24 protein-coding genes and 2 pseudogenes are annotated in these 26760 nt (G+C 55.6%); 14 read left to right on the top strand and 12 right to left on the bottom strand.

Features of this window, described 5'->3' with window-relative positions:
• The first annotated feature begins 132 nt into the window (after positions 1 to 132).
• On the top strand, positions 133 to 561 hold the full coding sequence (locus tag QOM10_RS15220) for a hypothetical protein (RefSeq protein WP_127927711.1): 429 nt from the start codon (positions 133 to 135) through the stop codon (positions 559 to 561).
• 211 nt (positions 562 to 772) lie between these two features.
• Here QOM10_RS15220 and QOM10_RS15225 read toward each other — a convergent pair whose 3' ends face one another.
• On the bottom strand, positions 773 to 1114 hold the full coding sequence (locus tag QOM10_RS15225) for a hypothetical protein (protein ID WP_238553866.1): 342 nt from the start codon (positions 1112 to 1114) through the stop codon (positions 773 to 775).
• Between the two features lie 548 nt (positions 1115 to 1662).
• Here QOM10_RS15225 and QOM10_RS15230 point away from each other — a divergent pair.
• From QOM10_RS15230 to QOM10_RS15245, 5 genes and pseudogenes are all read left to right on the top strand, one after another.
• Entirely contained in the window at positions 1663 to 1854 is a 192-nt protein-coding gene (locus tag QOM10_RS15230; protein WP_127927715.1) for a YodC family protein, read from the top strand.
• Positions 1851 to 2123, top strand: a complete 273-nt coding sequence (locus QOM10_RS15235; protein WP_127927717.1) for a DUF6953 family protein — start codon at positions 1851 to 1853, stop codon at positions 2121 to 2123. The genes QOM10_RS15230 and QOM10_RS15235 overlap by 4 nt, the downstream gene beginning before the upstream one ends.
• Positions 2124 to 2239: 116 nt before the next feature.
• Entirely contained in the window at positions 2240 to 3193 is a 954-nt protein-coding gene (locus QOM10_RS15240) for a hypothetical protein (protein ID WP_127927719.1), read from the top strand.
• Positions 3194 to 3239: 46 nt separating this feature from the next.
• Positions 3240 to 3368 (top strand): annotated as a pseudogene (locus tag QOM10_RS31320) (DUF6124 family protein); the annotation flags it as partial.
• 186 nt (positions 3369 to 3554) lie between these two features.
• Positions 3555 to 4022: pseudogene (locus QOM10_RS15245) on the top strand (GNAT family acetyltransferase); the annotation flags it as partial.
• Between the two features lie 64 nt (positions 4023 to 4086).
• On the opposite strand, the gene QOM10_RS15250 reads toward QOM10_RS15245, so the two are convergent.
• From QOM10_RS15250 to QOM10_RS15280, 7 genes are all read right to left on the bottom strand, one after another.
• Positions 4087 to 4884 carry an HNH endonuclease gene (locus tag QOM10_RS15250; RefSeq protein WP_316916403.1) on the bottom strand — a complete coding sequence of 266 codons (798 nt, stop codon included), beginning with the start codon at positions 4882 to 4884 and terminating at the stop codon, positions 4087 to 4089.
• 425 nt (positions 4885 to 5309) lie between these two features.
• Complete coding sequence (locus QOM10_RS15255) at positions 5310 to 5996, bottom strand: hypothetical protein (RefSeq protein WP_127927723.1); 687 nt, start codon at positions 5994 to 5996, stop codon at positions 5310 to 5312.
• Positions 5993 to 7171: a hypothetical protein gene (locus QOM10_RS15260; protein ID WP_238704339.1), complete on the bottom strand. Its 1179-nt coding sequence runs from the start codon at positions 7169 to 7171 to the stop codon at positions 5993 to 5995. Before QOM10_RS15260 ends, QOM10_RS15255 begins: the two co-directional genes overlap by 4 nt.
• Before the next feature lies 1 nt (position 7172).
• Entirely contained in the window at positions 7173 to 8216 is a 1044-nt protein-coding gene (locus tag QOM10_RS15265; RefSeq protein ID WP_127927725.1) for a hypothetical protein, read from the bottom strand.
• 467 nt (positions 8217 to 8683) lie between these two features.
• Positions 8684 to 9088 (bottom strand): thioesterase family protein, encoded by a 405-nt coding sequence (locus tag QOM10_RS15270; protein WP_316918382.1) that lies wholly within the window; start codon positions 9086 to 9088, stop codon positions 8684 to 8686.
• A 128-nt stretch (positions 9089 to 9216) separates the two neighbouring features.
• Complete coding sequence (locus QOM10_RS15275; protein WP_095112206.1) at positions 9217 to 9966, bottom strand: hydroxypyruvate isomerase family protein; 750 nt, start codon at positions 9964 to 9966, stop codon at positions 9217 to 9219.
• 92 nt (positions 9967 to 10058) lie between these two features.
• Entirely contained in the window at positions 10059 to 11624 is a 1566-nt protein-coding gene (locus QOM10_RS15280; protein ID WP_160040137.1) for a carbohydrate porin, read from the bottom strand.
• Positions 11625 to 11792: 168 nt separating this feature from the next.
• Here QOM10_RS15280 and QOM10_RS15285 point away from each other — a divergent pair, with 168 nt between their 5' ends.
• From QOM10_RS15285 to QOM10_RS15310, 6 genes are all read left to right on the top strand, one after another.
• Complete coding sequence (locus QOM10_RS15285; protein WP_160040140.1) at positions 11793 to 13067, top strand: ABC transporter substrate-binding protein; 1275 nt, start codon at positions 11793 to 11795, stop codon at positions 13065 to 13067.
• A gap of 21 nt (positions 13068 to 13088) precedes the next feature.
• Complete coding sequence (locus QOM10_RS15290; RefSeq protein WP_316916404.1) at positions 13089 to 14051, top strand: sugar ABC transporter permease; 963 nt, start codon at positions 13089 to 13091, stop codon at positions 14049 to 14051.
• Positions 14048 to 14890, top strand: coding sequence for a carbohydrate ABC transporter permease (locus tag QOM10_RS15295; protein WP_316916405.1), 843 nt, complete (start codon positions 14048 to 14050; stop codon positions 14888 to 14890). The genes QOM10_RS15290 and QOM10_RS15295 overlap by 4 nt, the downstream gene beginning before the upstream one ends.
• Before the next feature lie 27 nt (positions 14891 to 14917).
• Complete coding sequence (locus QOM10_RS15300; protein WP_316916406.1) at positions 14918 to 16063, top strand: sn-glycerol-3-phosphate ABC transporter ATP-binding protein UgpC; 1146 nt, start codon at positions 14918 to 14920, stop codon at positions 16061 to 16063.
• Positions 16064 to 16089: 26 nt separating this feature from the next.
• The gene (locus QOM10_RS15305) at positions 16090 to 17559 is read left to right on the top strand and encodes a glycoside hydrolase family 32 protein (RefSeq protein WP_410479164.1); all 1470 of its coding nucleotides are present in this window, start codon (positions 16090 to 16092) and stop codon (positions 17557 to 17559) included.
• Between the two features lie 75 nt (positions 17560 to 17634).
• Complete coding sequence (locus QOM10_RS15310) at positions 17635 to 18627, top strand: LacI family DNA-binding transcriptional regulator (protein ID WP_316916408.1); 993 nt, start codon at positions 17635 to 17637, stop codon at positions 18625 to 18627.
• A 55-nt stretch (positions 18628 to 18682) separates the two neighbouring features.
• Here the strand turns inward: QOM10_RS15310 and QOM10_RS15315 are convergent, their stop codons facing one another.
• From QOM10_RS15315 to QOM10_RS15325, 3 genes are all read right to left on the bottom strand, one after another.
• A complete protein-coding gene (locus tag QOM10_RS15315; RefSeq protein ID WP_316916409.1) occupies positions 18683 to 21082 on the bottom strand; it encodes a TonB-dependent siderophore receptor in 2400 nt (799 codons plus the stop codon).
• Positions 21083 to 21149: 67 nt separating this feature from the next.
• A complete protein-coding gene (locus tag QOM10_RS15320; protein WP_150775972.1) occupies positions 21150 to 22097 on the bottom strand; it encodes a FecR domain-containing protein in 948 nt (315 codons plus the stop codon).
• On the bottom strand, positions 22097 to 22606 hold the full coding sequence (locus QOM10_RS15325) for a sigma-70 family RNA polymerase sigma factor (RefSeq protein ID WP_150775971.1): 510 nt from the start codon (positions 22604 to 22606) through the stop codon (positions 22097 to 22099). The genes QOM10_RS15320 and QOM10_RS15325 overlap by 1 nt, the downstream gene beginning before the upstream one ends.
• 293 nt (positions 22607 to 22899) lie before the next feature.
• On the opposite strand from QOM10_RS15325, the gene QOM10_RS15330 reads away from it, so the two are divergent.
• Positions 22900 to 24093, top strand: coding sequence for a hypothetical protein (locus tag QOM10_RS15330; protein WP_316916410.1), 1194 nt, complete (start codon positions 22900 to 22902; stop codon positions 24091 to 24093).
• 109 nt (positions 24094 to 24202) lie between these two features.
• Here QOM10_RS15330 and QOM10_RS15335 read toward each other — a convergent pair whose 3' ends face one another.
• Positions 24203 to 25108 (bottom strand): helix-turn-helix domain-containing protein, encoded by a 906-nt coding sequence (locus QOM10_RS15335; RefSeq protein WP_150775969.1) that lies wholly within the window; start codon positions 25106 to 25108, stop codon positions 24203 to 24205.
• A gap of 162 nt (positions 25109 to 25270) precedes the next feature.
• On the opposite strand from QOM10_RS15335, the gene QOM10_RS15340 reads away from it, so the two are divergent.
• Positions 25271 to 26629, top strand: coding sequence for a glutamine synthetase family protein (locus QOM10_RS15340; protein ID WP_127927754.1), 1359 nt, complete (start codon positions 25271 to 25273; stop codon positions 26627 to 26629).
• The last annotated feature ends 131 nt before the right edge of the window (positions 26630 to 26760 follow it).

Below are 26760 nucleotides of genomic sequence, written 5' to 3' on the forward strand. Positions count from 1 at the left end.
AAATTGATGCTCGTGGATGACGGTAATCGGCCAATAGCTGACCATCAGCATACTCCCCTCAAAGAACTCCTGATCTATAGTCACTGAAGAGTCCATGGGCGCGGTAAAATTCAACTCGCAGGGAGCGTATGAATGACTCGTTTGCAAACACTCAAGTTGATTCAGATAGCCATTGCCCTTCCAGCCTATACCGTACCTTCAAGCACTACATTCGTCTTCACTCTTTGGTTCACCATCACCTCGACGATCAACCTGTTCACCTCACAATCCTTTTCAGGTTGGGGGGTGATCATGTTGTGGCTTCTGCTGTCGCTGTTCTCGCAATGGGCATGTTGGAGCATTTTTTCCGACTCGCTGGAGGACAGCCCCTCTTTGCAACACCTGCCACTACTTGTACTTGGGGTGTTGTTAACACTGATTTTAGGTTTGAGTGCCTGGGTCCTTTTTCACATAGGCCTAATCTGGCTTATGTGCGGTACACAAGGCATTGCAGCCGGTGTGCTTTTGACGATCAGTTGTGTGAGAAAAAGACGTCAAACTGGCGACATGCTCAGTGAATGAGTTCATCAGGGTGTCGGCCCTTTGCTGAGAGTGGAGGCGTAAAGCAGATGTTCTCTATCAGCCCATGCAACCGTTCGGGTGCGGCAGCGCCCGGTCAAAACACGCCACTCCCGAGCGGCTGCTTCTGGCCTTTAGCTGTCGCTCCTGACCGTCAGCTTCCGGCCAGGAGCGGTCATAGGGCGTCTCCAAAAAACGGGGCGAGCCCCCCGCCTCACCGCGCGCACAAAATTGGCCAGCCGAAGTGCAAGCGCCACATCGTTTCTAGCCGCTCCGCAAGAGACAAATACTGAATGCTCTCCTTGTGTTCAATTTCTGACCATAAGACATATGAGTAACGCCACTTGGTGAGATCGTTCAACGACGTGTCGCAGATTGCCAGTGAACCCGTTCCATTCCCGCCTCGGAACTCTTGAAGAATTCGCTCTCTAAGCCCGCCATGCCCCTTGAGACCGATACCGCCTATGCCGTTATAGACGACCCGGAAGTCACCCACCCTGCGATCGCAGATCATTCCTAAGTTCTCACGATGTGCAGCAAGAATATTGATAGCCACTGAGCCCCTCTTCTGGCTTGGAGAGGCTGACCGGATCTCCGCATCCGAATAGCTGGTATAAAGCCAGTACAAACCATTCGATTTCGAAGGTGGCCCACCCCCCAGCTGGAGTCGATTGGAGGCCTTCGTGACGCAGCTGAGGCGGCGCTCCTGCAGGAGGTTCAGTGCTTCCAGTGTAAGGTGAAACATATCTCTTCTGTGTCCTAGCGTCGATATTGAGACCGATTTTGGCCGATCTCAGCCTTCGCGAACAGCTACTTCCAATTCAGCACATTGAAAATATCTGGGCGCGCTACCAATGCCTTCTTATAGGCATGAGAGCCGACTGCTTACTGATCAGATTCATCTCGATACCAGCTTCGCGCATCCTGAACCTGATACTTTGGCTGAGCGCGACGTGATGCCGGTCAAATTCAGCAGCAGTGAGAGGAAGATAAACGACGATGAGTGAAAACGTGGCAAAGCGGCGCATGCAAACGTAATTGTGCTTTGTGCAGCCACGAGAATACTATCGGCATACCAATTGGCTACTACTTAAGGAAAGCGCAATGTCAAAGGAAACACTATTCAAGGTTGGGGATCTGGTGAAGATTAAATCTGGTGGCCCAGTAATGACAGTCCGAGGCAACTATGGTAGCGACATTAAAAATTTCGAGTGCCAGTGGTTCGCGGGCAAGAAACTTGAAATGGGCCGTTTCCCCGGCGACTCGCTGGTGCCGGTCGAGGACGAGCCAAAGTGACTACTGATGCCAAGTCGGTTTCCGACTGGATGTTGGCGCAGATCGAAAAGGACGGGTGCCTTTACCAGGACGACGTTGTGGACCACATCGTCAGTGCCAAGAGCGAGGTACTGCTGCGCGAAAATACCGAAGGCAACCTCGTGCTGGGCACCACTGTGCTGAACGCCTTTAAGAAACTGACACCTGACTCTGTCGTATGGGTCGGACCAGACAAGTATTGGCGGTGGCGGGTTACTGAGGATGAGCCAGGGCGCAACGCACGCGGCTGAGTCCATAAATGGGCACCGATCATGGCGCCCATTGTCCACTTCACCAAGTTTCTTTCGTTTCATGCCGCAGCTATCATCGCTGACCATGTGTCGCGGATTGAAGCTTAGAGGTTGTGATGGCGGAACTGTGGAAACCAGTGGGCGGTGTGTTCTGGCGCGTGCCACCGCCTGTAGTAGTGCCAGATGAAGGATGGCCGCTCTCAACGACCATCATTGCGGGGATGGTATCGGCGCTTGTGGCTACCGTTGTGCTGAATTACTTCTCGCAAAAAGTCAGACCGCAGGGCTGGGGACTGCGCAAGCACCTGGGTGCGATCGGCGTTGCGATGACTTTGGCATATCTGGCTTTCATCCTGCCGATAATAGGCGGGCGAGCAGACACGCTACTGACTATGCCCCTCAACGAAGTAGGTGACTTCCTTGCGGGTGCGATTGGCACTGTAAGTTTGTTCTGGCTGGTCCTCGGTTTCATGCAGCAGGGTGAGGGGTTGAGACTGAGTACGGAGGCACTGAAGATTCAGGCAACCGAATTACAGCAGAGCACCGCGGCGCTGAAGCTTCAGGCTCAGGAGTTGAAAAATTCAGTAGATCAGCAAAAAATCATGGCGACAGTGGCCACGAAGCAAATCGAGGCACAACTTCGGGCTTTGGAGTTGGCAATGGAAGAGCGCGATAAGTCATATTTGGCAGAGTTCTCGTTCACCTCAGATCCTCTTCCAACGGAAACCGAGGAAGAGGTGATGGTTCATCGATGTACTCTCATTAATCATGGCAAGGACGCCTACCTCGTCAGAGTTGAATACGATCCAGCGTTGATGGGCACAACAGAGCAGACTTTTGGAACCATAAAGTCAAACACATCCAAGAGCTACACCCTAAGATTTCCGATATCGGGAAGCGGTGTGTCAGGACAGTTCAGGGTTGTCTATGAAGATAGCCAAGGAACTATTCGATCCCAAAGCTTTGGATACTCTTGCCGTGAACCAGAATATAGAGTTTTCGCGGAAAAGCTCAGGACTCCACATCTCTATCCTGCGTGCTCGATAACCGCAGAATGCGTCGAACCATGAAGGCCGGGAATTCTCGTTCAAATAAAAAATGTGGCCGGATTTATTTTCCAGCGAATTATTGGGATCGACCAATGAAATGGTGAATAACTTTGCTGCCACGCTGGAGTCCGCACATCGCAAAACTGCGATTGGGATTGCCCAGTTGGTAATGTGGAATGAGCTGGCTCTGAATTAAGCGTTGAATCATGTTGAGGTTAAGAGCTAACCCCTGCCCTCTGTTGCGACCGGATAGTACGCACCGACAGAGGAAATGAGCGTTGGCTGTAGCTGCTTTGGTAAATGGCAGCTATTGGCCAAGAAGAGACAGTGGACATTACCTACGCCAAGGCGCTAGCGTCAGCCCCTTCAATGTGAGGGCTACAGCATGAACGCTATTGCCGACTACTCAAATGAACACCATCGCCGCTGCGTCTTGGAACTCTGGGAAACCGTTTTCGGATACGAAACCGCGCACAACACTCCCAGCCTCGCCATCGACAAAAAACTTGCCACAGCGGATGGCCTTTTCTTTGTTGCCCTGTCAGGAAATGAGGTCGTTGGCACCGTTCTCGCCGGATACGACGGCCATCGTGGATTGTTGTATTCGGTGGCGGTGCACCCGCCGCACCGCAGAAAAGGCATAGGGATGAACCTGGTCCGTTATGCAGAGGGAGCTTTGACGGCGCGAAAGTGCATGTAAATCAATCTGCAAATCGTCAACTCAAATGAAAGTGTCAAAGCCTTTTATGAATCTCTGGGCTATTCGACCAAACCTCGCATCAGCATGGGGAAGAAGATTGAGTCGAATATAGTGGTGCCTGAAGAGAAGCCCTTTTTCAGTATGGGGTAATAAAAGAAGACTGATTAATTTCAGGAAAATAAATCAGTCCCCTTTTTGATAAAACCTATGACGGTCAATAATCCCACCATGCATTGTAGTGGCTACCTGTCACGGGATTCGAAGCAGATTTTTTAAGATTGCACTTTTTGCATAGCAGTTGATAGTTTGACGGATCATTTGTCCCATATCTGGCAAGAGGAACTATATGGTCATAATGCAACGTTCTATCAGTTGCGTGGAGTCCACTCAAATCAACCCTGCACAAGACACAGCGCCCTCCATCTCGAAAAAAAACACCCTTTTTAAGCCAGCTAGGAACTTGAGGGTATCGGGCGATACTATTCGAATCCGTCTTAATTGTTTTTATAAAAACCGAAAAATTATCCTCAACGAATTCCGCAAGCGATTCACTGAAGCGTATCAGGAACCCCCTATTAGCAAACATAATATGAAAAACCTCATCAGCTATTTTTTCCCAATAAGAATTAAATGCTTCCTCGTTTAGGAGAAACCACTCGTAGAAGCGCTCACATCCTGGAAAGTCTACACCATTGCATTTTTCCAAGAATGTCGAATAATCTATAAATTTTACACCATAAACTTCAAAGCAACGTTCCACCCCCTCAATTTCTTCAAATTCATAGCAATCAGAATTCTTTCTGTACTCACGCCGCAACCACGTCGATATCATTGCATAAATATATCTATTTAGAATACCAAGCCTTGTAGGTCGATACAAAGATATAGCTATAGAAGGTTCATCCAATAACCACACCTCTAAAAATGTTTGGGAGTTATCGACACACTGCTCCACCATTGCGGCATAGTCGTACACATTAAAAAGCATGAACTCTTTGGAATTCTCAATCATGGGGCAGACATCTCTCCTGAATGCGGAAGTAAGATTTTTAATCTATAACTATTGATGTTTTTGACGGCCATTCAGCTATAGTTTGGCCGACTTCTACTAGGTCTGACGGCAACTCGAAAAAAAGGGGACTGATTTATTTCTGGAACGCTGACATATAAAATAAATCAGTCCCCTTTTCTAAAGATTGAATGACCGCGTCTTGCCGAATTATGTTGTTGGCGAACGGCGGCTTTGGGCCGATTGCAGCCCTTCACGACAGACTGCATTCGGCCAAAAGGGGACACTAGAGAATATAGAGCCGTCCCCTTTCTGGTTACTAGGAGTCAAGCGTTTTATGGGCGGGGCCGGGTTTTGTGGAAGCCCCAGGCGCCGAGCCAGCCGAGACAGATCTGATGCACCCGCTCGACTTCTCTTAGCCTCTCTATCTACCGGATCAAGAGACCTGTCAGCAGGTGAAGGTGCTCCTCATCATCCCACGACACTGCAATCACACCTGAGCGCGAGAGCTCAATCTGAACAGGCCTTGAGTCGTACGTGTAGACGATTTTGATCTTGTCGATCGGGGCCGCGCGGCCACCCGTGATCTCCAACAACTTCGTCATCGCGTTCCCCGTCGAGGCAATATCGACCCGGTAGCTGCTTTCGATGTCGAACGTCACCGCTCCAGAAACGATCCGCTTGGCCATGACTCTCGTGAAGCGCTTGTCAGCCTTGAGCTGCTGATAAACCGAAGAGATGTCCGGCTTCACAATCTCCAGCGCGAAGTTCGTCCCGGTTGCCGCTCGCATGAGCTCCACGAACGGCTTCAAATCCTTCGGTGGCGAACCCATGCAGATCGAATACCGATCCGGCCCAAGTTTTTCGAAAACCATGTCGAAGCTGATGAACGTCGAGTAACTCGATTCGACGGTTTCGCCCAGAGGGTTCGTGAACGACTGGGTGATATCCCGCTGCTCGTGGTACCGAAAGGTTGCCTTGTCATCCAGGATCTCGATAGCCTCGACACCAACGCGAGTCTGGTCGTTAAACTGCTGTTGTCGAAGTCCATGCACAAGGGTCTGAAAGTCAATGCGAGCGGTCAGAACCCAGAGTTTCAGCCGCTTTGACTTCATGTCGTCAGACTCCTTTCGATGTCATTCAGAGTCTTCTGCGCCGCCTCCTCCAAGCGGATCTTGAGCTTCTGCTCGAACACCGGCTCGGCACGTACCAGGTTTTTGGCGTATTTCCCGTTGTTGTAGTTGTAGACACCTTTGACGATGTAGGAGAAATCGCAGTACTTAGCCTGGTTACCAAACTGAGCCTCAAACAGGACTAGCTCAGACCCAACGAGCTTCTCACGAGCTTTCCATCGAATTTTCCACATATAGAACCCGTGGCCTTCAAGCTCAAGCAACTGCTTCGACTCCAAGACACCCTTACCCTTCAGGGACGCCTTGTCGATGCGGATGACCTTGTGAATCCTGGCTTCTGGCTGCGGCCTGGTCAGTTCGGCTTCAGGGTTGCCATCTTCCCCCTCCTCACCCTCATCTTCTGACTCAACCTCAATCGAATCCTCGATCACCAACGCATCGTCACTGAGATCCAGGTCATCATCTTCTTGGTCTTTAGGGTTGAACGTGGAGACGTCGACCACATCGACCACCTCCATGTCCTTGAGATTGCGGATCAAGCTGCGAAGGAAATTCGTCCTGATGCCCGCATCAGGAATCGCCTCCAAGGAAATGGTTCGGGTCGCCACGTCCTGATCAGTGACTATCTCGATCTGGGAATACAATTGATCTGTGATGTCCTTGAACTTGTCGTTCATGGGGCCAGTGATCTTCCAGCCACTGCCCTGCTTCTCAAGGATCACCTCCGCCGTCTTCTCAACCACCTGGCGGAACTCTGCCTGACTCAAATCGAGCTTTTGGTATTTGACGGTGAGCTTGAGCTGATCACCATGGACGGCCACCTCAGCCTGCTCGTGCTGGTCATCCACCAGCCACTCCTTGACGGAGGTGAGAGCGTCGGTCAGTTGGTCTTTAGTGACAGCTGTCGTGACGACCACATTGGTGGTTTTCTCACGACTGTCACGCCCACCCACCAGAAGGGACAGGTTCCGATAGTCGTAGTAGTCATGGAACAGGGCACTGAATCGATTGGCTAGGAATTTTTTGTCCGATTCATTGGAAATCACGATCCCTCTGGAGAGGAAGACCTTCCTGAGCTCAGCGCTCGTCAGGCTTCGCTGCGTGAGCGCATCGTAGATCGCTTTGTCGGATGCAAAGTACAAACTACCCATTCTCATGTCAGTCTCGCTCCCATCCGATTACTTCGGGCTTATAGTTCGGAATCGCGTGATTTACCACTTCTAGTTCGATCGCCTGCAGTTTCCGCTTGCGGTTTTCGTCTTCGCCCCACTCGGTCACATAGCTGTTAATGGCAGCATTGAAGTTGCTGATGATGCTGCTGTGATGGTGGCGATTGGCAACCCTGATTCGGATCTTCAAGTCCTTGTTGGCGTTAAGGATCTGGAACCTGGAAAGCGCGTCAAAGAGGTACCTGAACTCGATCTCAGTGCTGCCATCGCGACGATAATAGATCAGATAGCCTTCGCTATAAGTCTCAGTCACGTCTTGGGCCTTCTCGCAGTACGACTTCACCTCTTTGTGGTGAATGATCATATATGGCGAGGCGATGAGTTCTGCGGTGGCCGCACGATCCCAGTATTCACCACTGGCCTTGTGCAAGACGAGGTCAGGGTAATAGAAGGTGTAATTGTCTCTCGGGAATTTCCCTTCCGCCCTCAGGGTGTTTACATCGAGCTGCAAGGTCTTCAGGTAATTGATCAATGAAGGTTCGACGATATGAACCTGTTGAGAATCTTTGATGTGCAGATTCTCACCTTTGTAATTCTTGAAGTGATCGTAGAAATTCTTGTCGTAATCGTCATCGTGGTTATAGACGAACAGCATCCCACGGATTTCATACTTCTCACGCTTAGCCAAATGATAGCGAGTCCGCCATTCCGGCGAAGCACGAGCACAGTCGATGGTCTTGCCCAAAGACTTCAAGGCCTTCTTGATCGAGTCCAGAGTGATGGAGCCAACCGCATAACTCTTCAAATCGGTATGAAGGTAGATGGCTTTGTTCAGGTAAGGATCTGCGTACTTGAACACCACGTCAGCCGGGTGTGTGTGCTCGGACTTCTTCAACGGGGCGTGAGTTTCCCTCTTCACACAGACGAAGTTGAGGTTGGGTGGCCCCTCTTTCTTCCACCTGAAAAAGCTGAAGATGTCGTTGGAAACGAGCTCCGCGAGTCTCGCAATGTTATCGGTTTCGCCGCCTGACATGGTCGTTCCTGTCACGAAATGAATGCGCAGGAACGGTACCGGCTAGGGGACATTGGCCCGTGCCGTGGAGGTGCGTCCTGCCTTGAATATGGCCTCATGCCAGTACAAAGTACCGTAAAAAATTGTGTCCGGCCACCAGTGGATGGGAGATTACCCGCGCGTCACGTGTTGAGATAGAGAGGATCCCCGGAAGGGGCATCCAACCCAAGTAGAACGCAAATCTTTGAACCCAGTGAATCAGGGTTGGGGATTAGGGATTCCATTCGCTCAGGAGGCCATTAACGCCCATTTTACTTCGACAAAATGGACACGCTATGCGTGCCAGCAGGACGGCTGTCCGCTTCTGGCCGATTGCTGCCGGTCACCAACGCTGCAATCGCCCCATAGCTGCCGGTGAGGAACGGTAGATTCTGGCCACAACCGGACACTTGCCCCCCCCCGAAACTTTGTTGAGTCCGTCTGATCGTCTACGAAAGAAGCGCTCGCAACGGAGCTGGAATGGGTACAACTTCCTTACTTTCCGGTGAGACACAAACGTGTGTGACATTCGCGGTAAATGCCAGCACGCCTTCGCCTATAAACCCCTCAACCAAAAAAGTAAAAGAGTGCTTCCCCAACCTGGCCACGCTAACTTTAATAGTCATTTCGTCATCCCACGTCAGCGGAGCCAGCAACTCGATCGACATCGCACGCACCGGCGGCAATATATTAAAACTCATCACCGCTCTAAGCCCCGGACCCCCTACCCATCTGTCGAGTGCTACACCAATGGCCTCTACAGCAAAATATGAGAATCGCGGGGTGTAAACCACCCCTGCCGGATCACAATCTCCGAACAAAATAGTTCTGCTTACAAAAACCGCATCAGGCATTAACTCCCCCCTACTCGCCAGCGTCAGGCCGATATCGACGAGTTCTTCTCGCTCGGCCATCAAGGGCTTCTGCCTTTGATGGCGGCGATTGTCCCCACATCGGCGACTCAAAGATCTTCGCTTGGAACCTAAGCACTCAGCTGCTTGAACCAGTCAAGACTCTCAACGGTAGTTCCAGAAGGACGGTACTCACACCCAATCCATCCCGCGTACCCGCGCTGCTCCAGCGCCGCGAACAACGCAGCAAAGTCGATACTCCCCGTTCCCGGCTCGTGACGACCCGGGCAATCGGCGATTTGCACATGGACGGTTCTGTCATAAAACCGCGCCAGCACATCGGCTGCGTCTCCGGTCAAAAGCTGGGCATGGTAAAGATCAAGAATCAGCCCGACACTCGGGAAGGTCTCCAGTACCTGTTGCGCCTTGCTGAAGTCAGACATGTAATAGCCCGGCATCGCCTCCGCGCTGATCACTTCGATCAGCGGCCGCAGCCCCTGGTCTTCCAAGTACTTGACCGCATATTCCAGGTTGCCCGCGTAGGTTCGCTCAGCGTCATTCTGCGTGGTAACGCCCGACATGATGTGGACATCCGCACACGCCAAGGTCTTTGCGTAGCGGGCGGCCTGGAGCAACCCGTCACGAAACTCCTCGCCCCTGCCCTGTAACGCGGCGATGCCTTTGGTCACGCCAGCCGGGGCGGCGAACTGAATCAACGGCAAACTGTATTGGGCTAGATGGTCGGCAAGCAGACTGGCGTCGAATTCATACGGCGACGGGAATTCAACTGCCCGGAAACCGGCGGCTGCGGCGGCTTCGATGCGTTGCAGAAAAGGCAATTCATTGAATTGAAAACCGAGATGAGCATTGAACTTGAGCATTGGTAATTATCCATCCTGGGAAGAAACGACATCATCAGCCTGGAGCATCCTTCGCCGCTCCAGCACTGCACTATCGCAAGTACGTTCAACGATTAAAACCAGGTTTCCATCTGTATGCCGTATTGCCACACCCCTCCCGCCTGGAAGTCGGACATGCCAAAGGCGTCTGTAGTACTGAACCTGTCCAGATCCGAAGACCAGTTCATGTAGCTGGCGAACACTCGCAACTCTGGACGCGTGAGTAGATCACCAACGTCAAGTTTGAATGTCGGGGCGACAGTGAACTTCCAGAAGTTACCATCGACCGCATTTCGTTGTAGATAGCCTTTGGGGTCGAGGTTCATGGTTTGCCAGCTCATTTCGTAGGCCATTTCGAAGTTGCTGTTGATTTTGTTGGCCAGTCGCACGTTCAGGGTCAGCCAGCGGTAGTCGTCACCTTTTACGTATCGATCCTTGCTCTGTTCGGCCAGCAAACTAGGCCCGATGCGCCAGTCAGAGGTCAGCGGGGTCTCACCGTAAAGCGCCAGACGCAGCGCGCGGGCGTCGTCGATCAACTCACCATCCGAGCCAACGTTCTTGACCTCTGCCCCCAGACCTTGCCCATAGAGCAGCGCCGTTTTGAAGAAGCCTTCCCTGCCGAAAAAGGTTTTCTGGTGATTGGCCAGCATGCTGTGCAAACCCGAATCCGCAGGCGTCAAACCGGCTTTGTTGGTGCGGGTGCCGACATCGTTTTTCTTTGCGCCGATGGCGTTGTACATCCACTGCCACTGGCCATCCGCAAAGAACTGGTTGGAGGTCAGGATGTAGCTTTCCACATCGGCATTGATACCGCCTTGACTGAAATCCCCGTAGCTACGCCCAATCAACGAGTAATTCGAGCGCCAATGCTGGTTCATCTGCACATCGTAAATTCCACCGCCGGTGCCGGCCAGGTAAACGACGTCGGAGTCCAGCCAGTGGATATCGAAATTATCTCTATCGAAGCGCTTGCCCGCCCACAGCGTAGCGTTCTCGAAGACTGAATTGCCTTTGAACGCAGCGACATGGTCGAGCGTTGTGAATACCTGGCGTACGTTGAGTTTGCTTTCGTCGGCCGTCCAGTCATTGGAGCTTTCCACACCGTCGGCGATAGAGACCGTGAACTTGGAACGGGTGCCGTTTTGCGCATAGAGCTCTTTCGACAGGTCGATGCGCATGTAGGTGTCGTCTTCGTTACCGAGTCGCCCGACTGCACCACCCACCGAGCCGGCCGGCGTTGTGTAAGGGCCGCCACGCCCGCCACCCAGCCCCTCGTCGACCAACAATCCGGAGCGCGCATAGCCGTTGAAGCTGAATCCATCGGTGAGGTTCCCGGTACTGCCCTCCTTGTCCAGGCTTTGCTGACGGGCTTCGAGTTTTGCCAGTCGGGTGTCCAGAGCCGGTGCGGAAATGGCTGTTGCGTTAGATGCGACGGGTTGCAAGGGCGGCGTCGCGCGTTTGACCTGCTGCAATTCCCGGGCAAGTGCCTGGGTCTGCTGCTCGGCCGTGGCCGCACGCTTTTCCGCTGCGCTGGCACGCGCTTCAAGTGCGGCCATGCGCTCTTCCAGCGTCGCGGCCTGAGAGGTCGCCGCAGAGGTGCCGAGCACACCTGCCAATAGCCAGCCTGTTGCTTTGTGCATATGAAATCCCTGTTTTGTTTTTATTGTTGGTTGACGCAAACGGCCGTTTTTTGCGTGCGTTGCGAGTTGCCGCAATCGACGAAAAAAAGGATGCCTCCTCGCAAATACGCTGCTACATTTGGCGATGTTAACGTTAACTTTTCTAAAAACAAAAATAAAGGACGCTCGATGAAACACCTGAAATCGCTCCTGCCAGTCGCATTGATCACCCTGTCTGCCGCACTTCCATCCGTGTCGAACGCAACCGATCTGACGATCTCCTGCGGTGCGGTGGGTGCGGAGTTGCAACTGTGCAAAGAGGCCGTCGAGACATGGTCGAAACAGACTGGCAACAACGTCGAGGTGGTCTCCACGCCTAACTCGGCAACCGAGAGGTTGTCGTTCTACCAGCAGATCCTCAGTGCGCAGTCCACCGACATCGACATCATTCAAATCGATATGGTGTGGCCGGGGATGCTGGCCAAACACCTGATGGATCTGCGTGAAGTGCTTCCCGCCAACGCGACCCAAGGCTACTTCCCGGCACAGGTCGATAACGCCACGGTCAACGGACGGCTGGTGACGATGCCGTGGTTCACCGACTCGGGGCTGCTGTATTACCGCAAAGACTTGCTTGAGAAATACAACAAGCCGGTTCCCCATACGTGGGAGGAAATGACCGCTACCGCCAGGGACGTGCAACAGGCTGAGCGCAGCGCTGGCAACGCAAATCTGTGGGGTTATATCTTTCAGGGACGTGCCTACGAGGGGCTGACGTGTAATGCGCTGGAGTGGATCAGCAGCCAGCCGCAAGGCGGACTGATCAATCAACGCGGCGACATCGTGGTCAACAGTCAGGCCTCGAGAGCGGCGTTGACCCTGGCGAAAAGCTGGGTCGGCGACATCTCCCCGCGTGGCGTGCTCAATTACACCGAGGAAGAAGGACGTGGCGTATTCCAGTCGGGCAATGCGCTGTTCATGCGTAACTGGCCTTATGTCTGGGCTCTGGTGCAAAGCCAGGACAGCGCCGTAAAAGACCAGGTCGGCGTCGCTCCCCTGCCCCGCGGCGGCGAAACCGGCGAGCATGCCTCCACCCTCGGTGGCTGGGGCCTGGCGGTCTCGCGTTATAGCGCCCATCCCAAACTTGCCGCCGAACTGGTGAGCTACCTGAGCAGTGCCCAAGAGCAAAAACGTCGAGCGCTGAAAGGCGCCTACAACCCGGTAATCGAGTCGCTGTATCAAGATCCCGAGTTGCTCGCGGCCATGCCTTATTACGCTCAGCTGCACAGCATTCTCAACGCTGGGGTCATGCGCCCCGCCGCCATCACCGCCGATCGCTATCCACGGGTCTCCAATGCCTTCTTCGATCGGGTGCATGGCGTGCTGGCGGGCGAGTTGCCCGTCGATCAGGCACTCGCCGAACTGGAAAGCGAACTCACGCGCATCAAACGCCGGAACTGGTAAGCCACAAGGAAGGAAATCACCATGTCTGTCTCTACGACCCATGCCCCCTTTGACGAGCTGCTGCTCACGAGGGAAACGCCTGTACAACGTCGCCGGGTGCGCGCTGCCTGGCTGTTTCTGACGCCAATGCTGGTCTGCCTGGCCCTGGTGGCTGCGTGGCCGCTGCTGCGCACATTCTGGTTCAGCCTGACCGACGCCAGCCTGGCGGACACCGGTGGCGCAACCTTCATTGGCCTGAGCAATTATCTGGTGTTCAGCGGTTCCGGCTGGTCGGGCATCCTCGTCGATCCACAGTGGTGGAATACGGTGCGCAACACGTTGTATTTCACGGTGGTCTCGGTGGGACTGGAAGTCGTCCTGGGGCTGTTGGTGGCGTTGCTGCTGAACATCAAGTTCACCGGCCGTTCGCTGGTGCGTGCGTTGATTCTGATTCCGTGGGCGATTCCGACGATTGTCTCGGCGAAGATCTGGTCATGGATGCTCAACGACCAGTTCGGCATCATCAATCACCTGATGCTCAGCCTCGGCCTGATTGACGCCCCGTTGGCGTGGACGGCAGATGCGGACCTGTCGATGTGGGCGGTGATCATCGTTGACGTCTGGAAGACCGTGCCCTTTGTCACGCTGCTGATGCTGGCGGCCTTGCAGATGTTGCCGAGCGATTGCTACGAAGCGGCCAGGGTCGATGGCATTCACCCGCTGAACGTGTTCTGGCGTGTCACGCTGCCACTGTTGATGCCTGCACTGCTGGTGGCGGCGATCTTCCGCATCCTCGATTCCCTGCGGGTCTTCGACGTCATCTATGTGCTGACCTCGAACTCGTCGAGCACCATGAGCATGTCGGTGTATGCCCGCCAGCACCTGGTGGAGTTCCAGGACGTCGGTTACGGCAGCGCCGCTTCGACGCTGTTGTTTCTGGTGGTCGCGGTGATCGCCATGCTTTATCTCTACCTCGGACGCCGTCAACTGGAGGTCCGCGCATGAGCCCGCGCCTGCTGAAAAAAGCGCTGTTGCGCCTCGGCTTCTGGAGCCTGATCGGGGTGTTGCTGCTGTATGCGGTTTTCCCGTTCTACTACGCCATCGTGACCTCGCTGAAGCCCTCCAGCGCGTTGTTCGAGGTGAGCTACTGGATCGAACATCCCGACTTTTCCAATTACGCGGCGATCCTTCACCAGGCTTCATTCCTGCGAGCGATCGGTAATTCGCTGGTGGTTGCGCTGTGCGTGGTGACGCTGGCGCTGTTCCTCAGCCTGACCGCTGCCTATGCCTTGGGCCGGGTGAAATTCCGTGGGCGTGGCACGGTGTTGATGATGGTGCTTGGCGTGTCGATGTTTCCTCAGGTCGCGGTGCTGTCGGGACTGTTCGAAGTGATCCGCGCCCTGGGTCTGTACAACACGTCGTGGGCGTTGATCCTCAGCTACACGATTTTCACCCTGCCCTTCACCGTCTGGGTGCTGACCACCTTCATGGGGCAACTCCCCCATGAGCTGGAGGAAGCGGCAATCATGGATGGTGCGTCACCCTGGGTGACGCTGACCCGCGTGCTGTTGCCGCTGCTCTGGCCAGCCCTCGTCACCACTGGTTTGCTGGCCTTCATCGCCGCGTGGAACGAGTTTCTGTTTGCCCTGACGTTCACCCTCACCGACAGCCAACGCACGGTGCCGGTTGCCATCGCCTTGATTTCCGGCGGCAGCCCTCATGAGTTGCCTTGGGGCTTGTTGATGGCTGCCTCGGTGCTGGTCACCGTCCCACTGGTGATTCTGGTGCTGATCTTCCAGCGCCGAATCGTTTCCGGTCTCACTGCCGGCGCGTTAAAGGGTTGATGCCCAACAAAGACAAGGAACAGCATCGTGATCAAATTGAAACTGGACAACGTGAACAAACAATTGGGCGGCGCGCGGATTCTTCGCGACATCAACCTGGAGATCGCTGCGGGTGAATTCGTGGTGTTCGTCGGCCCTTCTGGCTGCGGAAAGTCGACGCTGCTGCGCCTGATCGCCGGGCTCGACTCGATCTGCGCCGGTGATCTGCTGATCGACGGGCGCCGGGTCAACGACCTGGAACCGCGCGAGCGTGGCGTCGGCATGGTGTTTCAGTCCTATGCGCTGTACCCGCACATGAGCGTCTACGAGAACATCAGTTTCGGTCTCAAACTGGCCAGGACGGAAAAGAGCAGCCTGCGCGAGCGGGTGCTGAAAACCGCGCAAATCCTGCAATTGGACAAACTGCTGCAACGCAAACCAAAAGAACTGTCGGGCGGGCAGCGTCAACGTGTGGCCATGGGCAGGGCCATGGCGCGGGAGCCGGACATTCTGTTGTTCGATGAGCCGCTGTCCAACCTGGATGCCTCCTTGCGGGTGCAGATGCGCAACGAAATCGCCCGGCTGCATGCCCGACTGCGCTCAACCATGATCTACGTCACCCACGATCAGGTCGAAGCGATGACCCTGGCCGACAAAATTGTCGTGCTCAATGGCGGCCATATCGAGCAGGTCGGCTCACCGCGCGAACTCTATGAGCGCCCGGCCAGCCGCTTTGTCGCCGCTTTTCTCGGTTCGCCGAAAATGAATTTCCTGCCGGCACGCCTGCATGCGCCGGGCGAAACCAGCCTGGTCGATACTCCGGTTTTGGGGTTGACCACCCTGCCCTTCGACAGCTCGAACCTGGCGGCAGACGCGTCGCTGAGCCTGGGCGTTCGCCCGGAACACCTGTCGCTCAAAGCGGCGCCGGGAGCGGCTGGCGTCGTCGTGACCGGGGTCGAATACCTCGGCAGCGAAACCTATGTGCACCTCGATACCGGGCAGGACGAGCCACTGATCTGTCGTTGTGAAGTCAACGCCGGATGGCAAGCAGGCGATCGGGTCGAATTGCAACTGGACATCGACAAGATCCACCTGTTCGACACCGACGGCACGGCATTGAAGCGCCACCCGCACGCCATTGAATCCGCGCAGGATGACCTCTCTTTGCGCTCAGTCCGAGCACACGCCCTATGACCTTTTTGAATACCCAGAGCGATCCAATGCCTTCGACCCTTGACCTTGCGCAGCGCGCACTGGCTGACAGCCAGTCTCGCGTCATCGAGGATTATCGACCCGGTTACCATATTGCCCCGCCGGCAGGCTGGATGAACGACCCGAACGGGGTCGTGTACTTCCGTGGCGAATATCACGTGTTCTATCAGCATCACCCCTTCGACGCGAAATGGGGCCCGATGTATTGGGGCCACGCCAAGAGTGCCGATCTGGTGCACTGGCAGCACCTGCCCATTGCACTGGCACCCGGCGATGACTGCGACCGCGACGGCTGTTTTTCCGGTAGCGCCGTGGTCTGTGGCGATACCCTGGCGCTGATCTACACCGGGCACACCTGGCTGGGGGAAGTGGGTGACGAGCGCTTGATCAAACAGGGCCAGTGCCTGGCCACCAGCAACGACGGCATCCGCTTCATCAAGCATGGCGCTGTCATCGACAGCGCGCCGCAAGACACCATCATGCACTTCCGTGACCCCAAGGTCTGGCAGGCGGATGGCTATTGGTACCTGATTGCAGGCGCACGTCTGGGCGACAGACCGCTACTGCCGCTGTACCGCTCCACGGATCTGCACGTCTGGGAATTCCTCGATTATGTGTCCGCCGGCAGCGAGGGTGATGGTTATATGTGGGAATGCCCGGACCTGTTTCGACTGAATGGACGCGATGTGCTGCTGTACTCACCACAAGGCATGCAAGCCGAGGGTTATGACCGGCTCAACAAGTACCAGACCGGTTATCGAGTGGGCCAGCTCGACAACCAGTGGCACTTCACCGGCGGGCCTTTTATCGAGCTGGATAACGGCCACGATTTCTATGCGGCGCAGACGCTGTTGGCCGCCGATGGTCGGCGCCTCGTCTGGGCGTGGCTGGACATGTGGGAAAGCCCGATGCCGAGCCAGGCCCATCACTGGTGCGGCATGCTCGGATTGCCACGCGAACTTGAACTGTGCGCCGAGCGCCTTTGCGTGTATCCGGCACGGGAGCTCAGCGCGCTACGAATGACGCAATTGCCGGGGGCGCCGTGGTGGGAAGCGTCGGGAACCCGCCGGGTGCCGGAGGTAAACGGCGACATGCTGGAAATCCATGTGCATCTCGATTTGCTTGGCTGCACTGACGGCCACCTGGGAGTCGCCCTCCGTTGCAGCGACGATGGCCGTGAAGAAACCCTGCTCTATTACGATGCGTCACTGCAGCGTCTGGTGCTTGACCGCAGCCGCTCGGGTGCGCAAGTCACCGGCCAGCGCAGCGTCTCGATAGACCCGACACAAGAGCGACTGGAACTGCGCGTGTTTCTTGATCGCTCGTCCATTGAGGTGTTCGACGAAAACGGCCGCTTCAGCCTCAGCAGTCGCCTCTATCCGCGCTCCGACAGTCTGGGTGTGAAGCTGATGGCCAGCGGGAGTGGCGGGCGCGTCTCGATTGCCAAGGCATGGATTCTCGGTTCTGCATGGTCATGAGCGGCGTCATTCGGGTCGCGAGAAGCCCGGGCCCTGTGTCATGATTCTGCGTCAACCTGACCGGCCGCACTTCGCATGACTTCAGTGAAAGACGTTGCACAACTGGCCGGCGTGTCCCTGATGACGGTGTCTCGAGCGCTCAATTCTCCGGAAAAACTGAGCCCCGAAACCCTCCTACGGGTGCGTCGTGCCATTGATGAACTGCAATTCGTACCCAGCCTGTCAGCGCGCAAGATGCGCGGTGACAACCTCCAGTCGCGCACCATCGGTGTGTTCGCGCTGGACACTGCGACCACGCCCTTCGCGGTCGAGTTGCTGCTGTCCATTGAGCAGACCGCGCAACAGGCCGGCTGGAATGTCTTTATCCTCAACCTGCTAAGCAACCCGCCCACCGACCAGAACATCGACCTGATGCTGTCGCACCGTCCGGACGGTCTGATCTTCAGCGCCATGGGGTTTCGCCAGGTCAGCATTCCCGAGCGCTTGAAGAGCAAGCCTCTGGTGCTCGCCAATTGTCTGGCAGATGACAGCCGCCTCGTCAGCTATGTACCCGACGACGAAATGGGCCAGTATCGCGCCGTACACCACGCGTTGAGCCTCGGCTACAAGCGTCCTCTGTGTATCAATCTGCCGAAACAGAGTCTGGCATGGGGGCTGCGACAGAAAGGCCTGCAGCGTGCCTGTAAGGCATTCGGCCTGGCGCCTGACACGCTCCTGCAATACGACCTTTCCGATCATGATGCCTACAGTGAAACAGCCGCTATCCTCGACCGGCATGTCATTGATGGTCGTCCCCGATTCGATATTCTGATCTGTGGCAACGACCGCATTGCCTTTTGTGCCTATCAGTTGTTATTGGGGCGTGGCCTGAAAATTCCCGACGATGTCGCCGTCCTCGGCTACGACAACATGATCGGCATTGCCGAGTTGTTCATCCCGCCACTGACCACCGTGCAACTGCCGTACTACGAGATTGGGCGCCAGGCTGCACGGCATCTGATCGAGACGCTGGAGCTATCGGGAACTCAGCGCGTTGACTGTCCATTGGTGGTCAGGACATCACTCTGAGAGTGAGTCAGCTCGCTGGTAGCACTCCCGATGGCTTTGGATTTGCCGAGTGAAATCAGAAGTCCACTGTCGCTGAAAGTAGATAGGTTCTCGGTGTCGACAACGTCAACCCCGGCTCACTGTCATCCGAAGCGCCTGCCGAACTCCAGTAGCGTTTATCCAGCACGTTCTCGACATTGGCGCGCAGGGTGATGGTTTTCTCATCGACCTTGAAGGCGTACCGCGTGCCTATGTCGAAGCGCTCCCAAGAGTCGATTTCCTTGTCGTTCGACTGATCCAGATACTGCGAACTCGAATAGATGCCCCGCGTCGTCAGCGTCAGCCCCTGCACCGTCGGCACGTCCCACTCTGCGCCCAGGTTGACGTTGTATTTCGGCGTCGCCGGTGCGCGATTGCCGTCGAAGGTGCCATTGGTGGTCTTGGTCAATTCGCTGTCGATGTACATCACGCCGCCGAGCAAGCGGAAGCCTTTGAGCGGTTCGCCGAACACGCTCAGCTCCACGCCATTGTTCTCGCGCTTGCCATTGGGCCCGAAGACTCGCGTGGTGGCGTTGGTTTCGTACGCCGGTTGCTTGATGCGAAACACCGCAGCGGTCAACGCGTAGGCGCCGGCGTCGTATTTGGCCCCCACTTCAACCTGACGGCTGATAAACGGCGGGAAGATTTCGTCTTCGTTTATGGACGTCGACGGCGCGATTTTGCCTTGGCTCAAGCCTTCCATGTAGTTGGCGTACAACGACAGCTTGTCAGTTGCCTTGAACAGAATCCCACCCGAGGGCGAAACCTTTTCCTCGTCGTAAGCGGTGTCGCCTTTGACGTCATCGCTCCAGTCGTCGACTTTCACCCGTTGCCAGCGAGCGCCGAGGGTCAGCAGCAATCGATCGTCGAAAAAGCCCAGGGTGTCGGACAACGCTACGCCGCTGAAGCGGTTTTCCGTGTAGACCTTGGCGTCATTACGTGTCGGCGTACCGGGTTTGGCGGTTTCCACCGGGTCATACAGGTTGCTGCGCCCTGCCGCGTAACGCGCGCCGCCGTTCTCGAAATCCATGTAGAAGTAGCTGGCCGCGAGGTTGACCTCATGGCTCACTGGCCCGGTGTGGAACCAGTTACGTACACCGGCCGTGGCCGTGCGCACGTTTTCGTCGCGGGTGAAGTCGCGCGGCAGTACGCTGAAATCACCGGCATCGTTGGTGACAGAAACGGCGTGGCGCAAGAAGTCATGATTACTTTTGCGCGCGCCGACGCCGCCGTACAGCATCACCGAATCATTGACGTCGAACTCAGCGTTGAGCGTGCCGAAGGTGTCCTCGGTTTTCGCCTGAGTCCACGGTTGCGCGTAGTTGCGATGCACCTTATTGGCGCTCGGAACCTTGACATTGGCCGCGACCTGCACGCGCTCCTGCGGCGCGTCGGTGTCGCGTTCGGTGTGGCCGATATCGGTCGAAAGTCGCAAGCGCTCACCGCGAAAATCCAGGCCGAGCACGGCCATGTCACGGTCGACGCTCTGGTGATCCCATTCCGTGTCACCGGATTGCTTCACGCCGTTGAAACGCAGGCCGAACTGATTGTCCTCACCGAACCGCCGGCCGACATCCACCGCGCCGCCGACCTGATTGTTCGACGCATAATTGGCCGTCAGCGAGGTGATCGGTTTGTCGGTGGCACGCTTGGGCACCACGTTGATCCCCCCGCCCACACTGCCCCGCGGCGAAATGCCGTTGATGAGCTGGCTCGGGCCTTTGATGATATCCACACGATCGGCCATTTCCATATCAATGGTGTACGTCGGCAGCACGCCATAGAGCCCGTTGTACGCCACGTCGCTGTTGAACAGGCTGAAACCACGGATGGTGAACTGCTCGTAGCGACCACCGGCCGGGTTGGTCGCGCGAACCGACGGGTCGCTGGAAATCAGATCGCCCAAGGTGCGCGCCTGCTGATTCTTCACCGCCTCGCTGGTGTACGTGGTCATGCTGAACGGGGTTTCCATGAAGTCTTTCGACCCCAGCAAACCCTGCGAACCGCGCCGCGCAACCTGGCCGCCGGCAAACACATCGGCGTCACTAGAACCGGTGGCACCAAGAATCGACGTCGGCGCCAGTTGCAGGCTGCTGCCCTCGGCGGCTGGAATCAGTGTGTAGGCCTGCTCGCCCAGCGGTTGCAGTTGCAGGCCGGAACCCAGCAACAAGCGAGCGAACCCCTCCTCCACAGCGAATTCGCCGGACAAACCATTACTGTTGCGGCCACCCACCAGCGCCGGATCGACCGACAGATTGACCCCGGCCAATCCGGCAAACCGCGTCAACGCTGCACTCAGGCTGCCGGCCGGCACCTGATAACTGCGCCGGGCGTCTTCGGCCCAGCTCGACTGGATCAACACAGGGCTGGCACTCAGGCTCAGCAGGAGGCTCAACTGCAACAACGGACGCAAACGACTTGGGAATACTGCGGGCATTGGAAGAAGCTCTCGATTTTGTTCACTTACCTGCAATGACCGGTGAGGCGAAAAAAAGGGACAGGCTTCAGACGATATTTTTTCGCGGCGCCAGCGTTACCCAGAAACGCGTGCGCGAATGGACCTCCAATGGCAGGCTCGCCGCCAGCAGCGCCAGCACTTTATCGGTGTCGTCGAGACGGAAACTGCCGGTGACACGCAGACTTTCAAGTGCTGGCTCCCAGCGCAGAAGCCCCGAGCGATAACGGCTCAACTCGCGCAGGAAATCCCCCAACGGCTGGTTTTGCGCCATCAACACACCGTCACGCCAACCCGGCAGTTGGGCGTCGAACAGCGCGATCGGTCCGGCGCCGGAGGCCTGCAAATTGACCTGTTGCCCGGCGTTCAACTGCAGCGCCGGCCCGTGCAACGGCTGCAATTGCACCGAGCCGCTGACCACCGACACGTTGCAGTCACGCTCGTTGAGGCGCACGCAGACTTCGCTGCGGCTGACAATGATCCGACCGTACGGCGCGTTGACCGTCAATGCCGTGCTACCCGGAACGTTGAGCGCCATTTCGCCACGCACCAACGTCAACTGACGGCTGGCCAGATCGACGTTTACCGCACTGGCAGTGTTCAGTAGCAAGGTGCTGCCGTCGGCCAGCCGTGTTCGCGTGTGCTCGCCGGTGGAAGTCTGCAAATCCGCGCGCCAGACGTCGAGTGGCAACTGGCGACTGATCAACCACGCCGCAGGCACCAAAGCCGCCAGACCCAGCGCCCTTTTCAGAGCTACACGCCGCGCCAGATCCGGGCGATCGAGTGTGGCCATGGCCAATTCTGTCGGCAGACTGGAAAAGCGCTGGCGCAGTAATTGAATCTTCTGCCAAGCGTTTTCATGGCGGCTATCGCTGTCGCGCCAGGTCTTCAGTCGCACGTGATCGGCTTCACTGGCTTCGCCGGATTCGAGCAATGCCAACCACTGTGCGGCGGCACGCGCCACTTCACGCGCTTCGGTGTTGGGTGCGACGCGCATCATAGATCCAGCATCAAACAATGCTCGTAAGCCATTGCCATGTAACGTTTTATACTGCGCTGCGAAACCTGCAAACGTTCGGCGATTTCACGGTAACCGAGGCCTTCGAGCTGACTCAGGAGAAAGGCCCGACGCACCGCTCGCGGCAAACCATCGAGCAGCTCATCCAACGCTTGCAGGGTTTCCAACAGCAGCCAACGTTGCTCCGGCGACGGCACGCATTCTTCGGGCAATTGCGCCAGGGCTTCGAGATAGGCCTTTTCCAGACTGCGGCGGGTGTAGAAATTGCTCAGCAGGCGTTTGCCCACGGTCAGCAGATAAGCGCGCGGCTCACGCATGTCGGCAATCGGCTGAGCGCTGCACAGCACGCGCAGGAAGGTGTCCTGGCTCAGATCCGCCGCATCCCAGGCATTGCCCATGCGCCGCCGCAGCCAGGTTTCCAGCCAGCCGCGATGATCCCGGTACAACTCGTGCAGGCTCTGCTCCGATGGCGCCGTTGCTTCAGTCATCTCAAGAGGCCCTGCGCGAAGTAAGAATTCAAATGAGACTGATTCTATTTAACTCGCTCGTTCAAGCCAAATCCTTTTCTGAATAAACGTTACCAGCAGCGCCAAAGCTGAGGATCCAAAGGGTAAATTCAAGAAAAAACATATGACCAAAGAGTAATGGCATTGCGCCATTTCGCGCGATAGACTCGTTGATTGTGAAATAGGTTTGATATTTCACAAGCCAGTAGGAGCCATCCCAGAACGATGGCTTTTTACCACAGAGAAAACTCAAAACCCAAATTTCAAGGATCGATATGCTTTCCCTCAAACATCCTGAGCTTAATCAAATTCTTTCCAGCCTTCCTGTGGGACTGCTTACAGCGAGAACTGATGAGAACAAACTGATACTGATTTTGAAGCTATCCAAGGAAATGATACTCGCTGCGAAAATAACAAGAGGCTTCAGGATTTCTTTCGTACCATATAGCGTTAACGAAAAAAACCACCATGCATTGCTCGTACTGTTCCCGGACAATTTTGAAGAGCCTCTGTCGTTAGTGCATTCGTTCTATGAGAACCTCAAATCAAGAGAGCTATTGGAACTGTTTAGCCAAGATACATTCCAATCGTATTTTTTTGATGAGCACAATAGAGAGTTACTTGCCTGCAATTCTTTTTTGCCCAACCTGGAGCAATTTCGAAATCTTGCTACGGAATTGAATCCTGGTCAAGAATCAGATCACCCAACCAGCATGACATTTGAGGAAGTGAACGAATGGTACAGTGATGCGCCTGACAATAATGCATCCAATACATTCGAAGTCACTTTCAGTTCGGATGTATACCCTGCGATTACTCACTTCATCGATAGTACTCAAGCTTTTTCTCCAATGCCAGGCGATTTGAGCTTCGTGCATTACTCGCTAGAGCGTACAGAGCCTGGAGATCAGCAAGAACTCGATATCCTCTTACTTTTGAAAAAAATAATACCTGATGCGGATTTTTATTTGAATCCTGTCCGTACCGACACTAAGAAAGAGTTCGTGGATGTTTTGGCTGCCAATGACTCGCATGTACTTTTTGTACAAGCTAAAGATAGCCCAAACACAGAGAGTTTGCTGAGAACATCCATCCCCAGAAAAGCAAGCAAGACATTGGCGCATTTAAAAAAAGCAGTTGAACAAATGAAAGGTGCCTTCAATCATCACAAGAAAAATCCCGTGCTTAAGTTTTCAGGCGAGCAGAAGGAGTGCGTAGTCGATGTCGGCGAGCGCGAAGTACTAGGGCTTATAGTAGTGAAGGAACTATTTGCAGAAGACGCAGAAAAATACTGGAAAGCAATAGAGTCGATATTCGCTATAACTGGCATGCGCTGCTTGATTGTAGACTATACCGAACTTCATCTTTATTCCAATGAGACGAACGCGGATAGCTTTTTTCCAACGCTGGAATTCTTACACACCAACATGATGGAAAAGAAGCAATTCATTCGAGCTAGATTCAACTAAAAGTTTTAGTTTGAACATATTGTGCACAGCTCTTGTCTCGCGGGCCAAAACGCAAGCTTTGGCCCGTCAATGGGTAACCCTCATCTTATGAGTTAAGTATGTTGGATACTTACCTTCCTACTCGTTTCAAGGTCTCGCTCGGCAACTCCTTGAACAACGCCCGGTAACTGCTGGAAAACCTTCCCAAATGCCAGAACGACCACTGCATCGCCACCTCGGCCACAGTGGTTTCCGTGGGCCGGCGCTTAAGCAATTCACGGTGTGCGCTGTTCAACCGGCGCAGGCGCAGCCAGTGACTCGGGGTCATCCCGGTGTAAGCCTTGAACGCCTGCTGCAATTGCCGCAACGGCACCCCGGCCACTTGCGAAAGCTCCAGCAGATTGACCGTGTCTTCCGGCGAATCGGCCGCCCACTCTCCAACCCGTTTCATGATCATCCGTTCTTCGCTACGTTTCTGTAACCCGCCGCGATCAAGGCTGGCATGAGCGTTGTCGAGAATGAACAAACAGTCTTCGAGCAGTTGCTTTGTCAGCGCATCTTTATCAAGCAGATCAACAGCTTGCGACACCTTCGTGAGAGTCGAGCTTAACCAGCGACTGAACAAAGCGTTCTGCCCGCAATTGAGTTGGGTCATGAACAAGCCTTCGAGTTTCGCCACATTCAGACCGTGCTGACGGACAAACTCCGGACCGAACACCACGGCGATTTCCTGGTAGTTCTCCGGGGTGATCCAGATATTGCGGCTCTCTTCATTGAGCAAATAAAGCGCGTTGTCGCTGCGATCAAAACAGAACGCCAGAGCACCCGATGGCGCGCTGAAATTCTGCTCGACGCGGGTGTTCATCTGCTCTTCATAGACCTCGACACCCTGCAGATCCAGATAGCGGATCTGCCCGGTGAAGTGCCCCGGCGACATCTGTTGGTAATGCTGGACCCAGCCCGGTGTGGCGCGGACTTGTTCGGCGACATCGGCGGTGTTGAACGCTTGGACTTGTAGCGGATTGCACGTCGTCATGGGGTGACCTTGCGCACTCTTTTGGTGCGCTTTGGTGCTGCTTAAAGTGGATAGATGGAACTGCAAGGCTCGCCCAAGATAGTCGTCAACGCGCCACAGGGGAAGGGGCGGAAGATGAAACCCGCCCTCCCCGGCGTCTATAAAACCAATAACGAGGTCTTTATGAATGCCCCTTTCGATCAGCTGTTCACGTGGCTGAAAGATCACAAGATTACCGAAGTCGAATGTGTGGTCAGCGACCTGACCGGCATTGCCCGCGGCAAGATCGCACCGACCAACAAGTTCCTGCATGAGCGAGGCATGCGCCTGCCGGAAAGTGTGCTGCTGCAAACGGTAACCGGGGATTTTGTCGACGACGACATCTACTACGACCTGCTCGATCCTGCCGATATCGACATGGTCTGCAAGCCCGTGGCTGACGCGGTCTACGTGATTCCATGGGCGATCGAGCCGACCGCCATCGTCATCCACGACACCTTTGACAAGTTCGGCAACCCGATCGAACTGTCGCCGCGCAATGTGCTGAAGAAAGTCTTGCAGCTCTACACCGACAAAGGCTGGAAGCCGATTGTGGCGCCGGAAATGGAGTTCTACCTGACCCAGCGCTGCGAAGACCCGGACTTGCCGCTGAAAGCACCGCTAGGCCGCTCGGGCCGTGCTGAAAGCGGCCGGCAGTCGTTCTCCATCGATGCTGCCAACGAATTCGATCCGTTGTTTGAAGACGTCTACGACTGGTGCGAACTGCAAGGTCTGGACCTCGACACGCTGATCCACGAAGACGGCCCGGCGCAGATGGAAATCAACTTCCGCCACGGCGACGCCCTCGATCTGGCTGACCAGATCACTGTGTTCAAGCGCACCATGCGTGAGGCCGCACTCAAGCACAACGTCGCCGCAACCTTCATGGCCAAGCCGATCGGCGATGAGCCGGGCAGCGCCATGCACATTCACCAGAGCGTGGTCGAAATCGCCACCGGCAAGCCGATCTTCGCCAATGAAGACGGGCAGATGAGCGAGCTGTTCCTGCATTACATCGGCGGTTTGCAGAAGTACATCCCGAAAGTGCTGCCGATGTTCGCGCCGAACGTCAACTCGTTCCGCCGCTTCCTGCCGGACACCTCGGCGCCGGTCAACGTCGAATGGGGCGAAGAAAACCGCACCGTCGGCCTGCGTGTACCGACGTCCAGCCCGGAAGCCATGCGCGTGGAAAACCGCCTGCCGGGCGCCGATGCCAACCCGTACCTGGCGATTGCCGCGAGTCTGCTCTGCGGTTACATCGGCATGGTCGAAGCCATCGCGCCGAGCGCTGCGGTACAAGGCCGCGCTTACGAGCGCCGCAACCTGCGCCTGCCGATCACCATCGAGGAAGCGCTGACGCAGATGGAAGAATGCGAAACCGTCGCGCAATACCTCGGCGACAAGTTCGTCCGTGGCTATGTCGCGGTGAAGCGTGCCGAGCATGAAAACTTCAAGCGCGTGATCAGCTCGTGGGAGCGTGAGTTCCTGATGCTCAGCGTTTAACCCAAATCTGCACAAATCCCTGTGGGAGCGAGCCTGCTCCGGGCGGCGTTCCGACGAAGGCGTCAGCACAGTCACCATTGATGTTGCCTGACCCACCGCTTTCGCGAGCAGGCTCGCTCCCACAAGGGATT

Source organism: Pseudomonas sp. P108 (assembly GCF_032613195.1).
Lineage (GTDB): Bacteria > Pseudomonadota > Gammaproteobacteria > Pseudomonadales > Pseudomonadaceae > Aquipseudomonas.

Bases quoted from the DNA above. Each gene is read 5' to 3' on its own strand.
- QOM10_RS15250 (WP_316916403.1), bottom strand. From the start codon at position 4,884: ATGATTGAGAATTCCAAAGAGTTCATGCTTTTTAATGTGTACGACTAT.
- QOM10_RS15285 (WP_160040140.1), top strand. From the start codon at position 11,793: ATGAAACACCTGAAATCGCTCCTGCCAGTCGCATTGATCACCCTGTCT.
- QOM10_RS15335 (WP_150775969.1), bottom strand. From the start codon at position 25,108: ATGACGACGTGCAATCCGCTACAAGTCCAAGCGTTCAACACCGCCGAT.
- QOM10_RS15270 (WP_316918382.1), bottom strand. From the start codon at position 9,088: ATGCCTGATGCGGTTTTTGTAAGCAGAACTATTTTGTTCGGAGATTGT.
- QOM10_RS15260 (WP_238704339.1), bottom strand. From the start codon at position 7,171: ATGAGAATGGGTAGTTTGTACTTTGCATCCGACAAAGCGATCTACGAT.
- QOM10_RS15290 (WP_316916404.1), top strand. From the start codon at position 13,089: ATGTCTGTCTCTACGACCCATGCCCCCTTTGACGAGCTGCTGCTCACG.
- QOM10_RS15325 (WP_150775971.1), bottom strand. From the start codon at position 22,606: ATGACTGAAGCAACGGCGCCATCGGAGCAGAGCCTGCACGAGTTGTAC.
- QOM10_RS15295 (WP_316916405.1), top strand. From the start codon at position 14,048: ATGAGCCCGCGCCTGCTGAAAAAAGCGCTGTTGCGCCTCGGCTTCTGG.
- QOM10_RS15255 (WP_127927723.1), bottom strand. From the start codon at position 5,996: ATGAAGTCAAAGCGGCTGAAACTCTGGGTTCTGACCGCTCGCATTGAC.
- QOM10_RS15330 (WP_316916410.1), top strand. From the start codon at position 22,900: ATGCTTTCCCTCAAACATCCTGAGCTTAATCAAATTCTTTCCAGCCTT.
- QOM10_RS15305 (WP_410479164.1), top strand. From the start codon at position 16,090: ATGCCTTCGACCCTTGACCTTGCGCAGCGCGCACTGGCTGACAGCCAG.
- QOM10_RS15340 (WP_127927754.1), top strand. From the start codon at position 25,271: ATGAATGCCCCTTTCGATCAGCTGTTCACGTGGCTGAAAGATCACAAG.
- QOM10_RS15280 (WP_160040137.1), bottom strand. From the start codon at position 11,624: ATGCACAAAGCAACAGGCTGGCTATTGGCAGGTGTGCTCGGCACCTCT.
- QOM10_RS15315 (WP_316916409.1), bottom strand. From the start codon at position 21,082: ATGCCCGCAGTATTCCCAAGTCGTTTGCGTCCGTTGTTGCAGTTGAGC.
- QOM10_RS15310 (WP_316916408.1), top strand. From the start codon at position 17,635: ATGACTTCAGTGAAAGACGTTGCACAACTGGCCGGCGTGTCCCTGATG.
- QOM10_RS15275 (WP_095112206.1), bottom strand. From the start codon at position 9,966: ATGCTCAAGTTCAATGCTCATCTCGGTTTTCAATTCAATGAATTGCCT.
- QOM10_RS15240 (WP_127927719.1), top strand. From the start codon at position 2,240: ATGGCGGAACTGTGGAAACCAGTGGGCGGTGTGTTCTGGCGCGTGCCA.
- QOM10_RS15230 (WP_127927715.1), top strand. From the start codon at position 1,663: ATGTCAAAGGAAACACTATTCAAGGTTGGGGATCTGGTGAAGATTAAA.
- QOM10_RS15265 (WP_127927725.1), bottom strand. From the start codon at position 8,216: ATGTCAGGCGGCGAAACCGATAACATTGCGAGACTCGCGGAGCTCGTT.
- QOM10_RS15320 (WP_150775972.1), bottom strand. From the start codon at position 22,097: ATGCGCGTCGCACCCAACACCGAAGCGCGTGAAGTGGCGCGTGCCGCC.
- QOM10_RS15220 (WP_127927711.1), top strand. From the start codon at position 133: ATGACTCGTTTGCAAACACTCAAGTTGATTCAGATAGCCATTGCCCTT.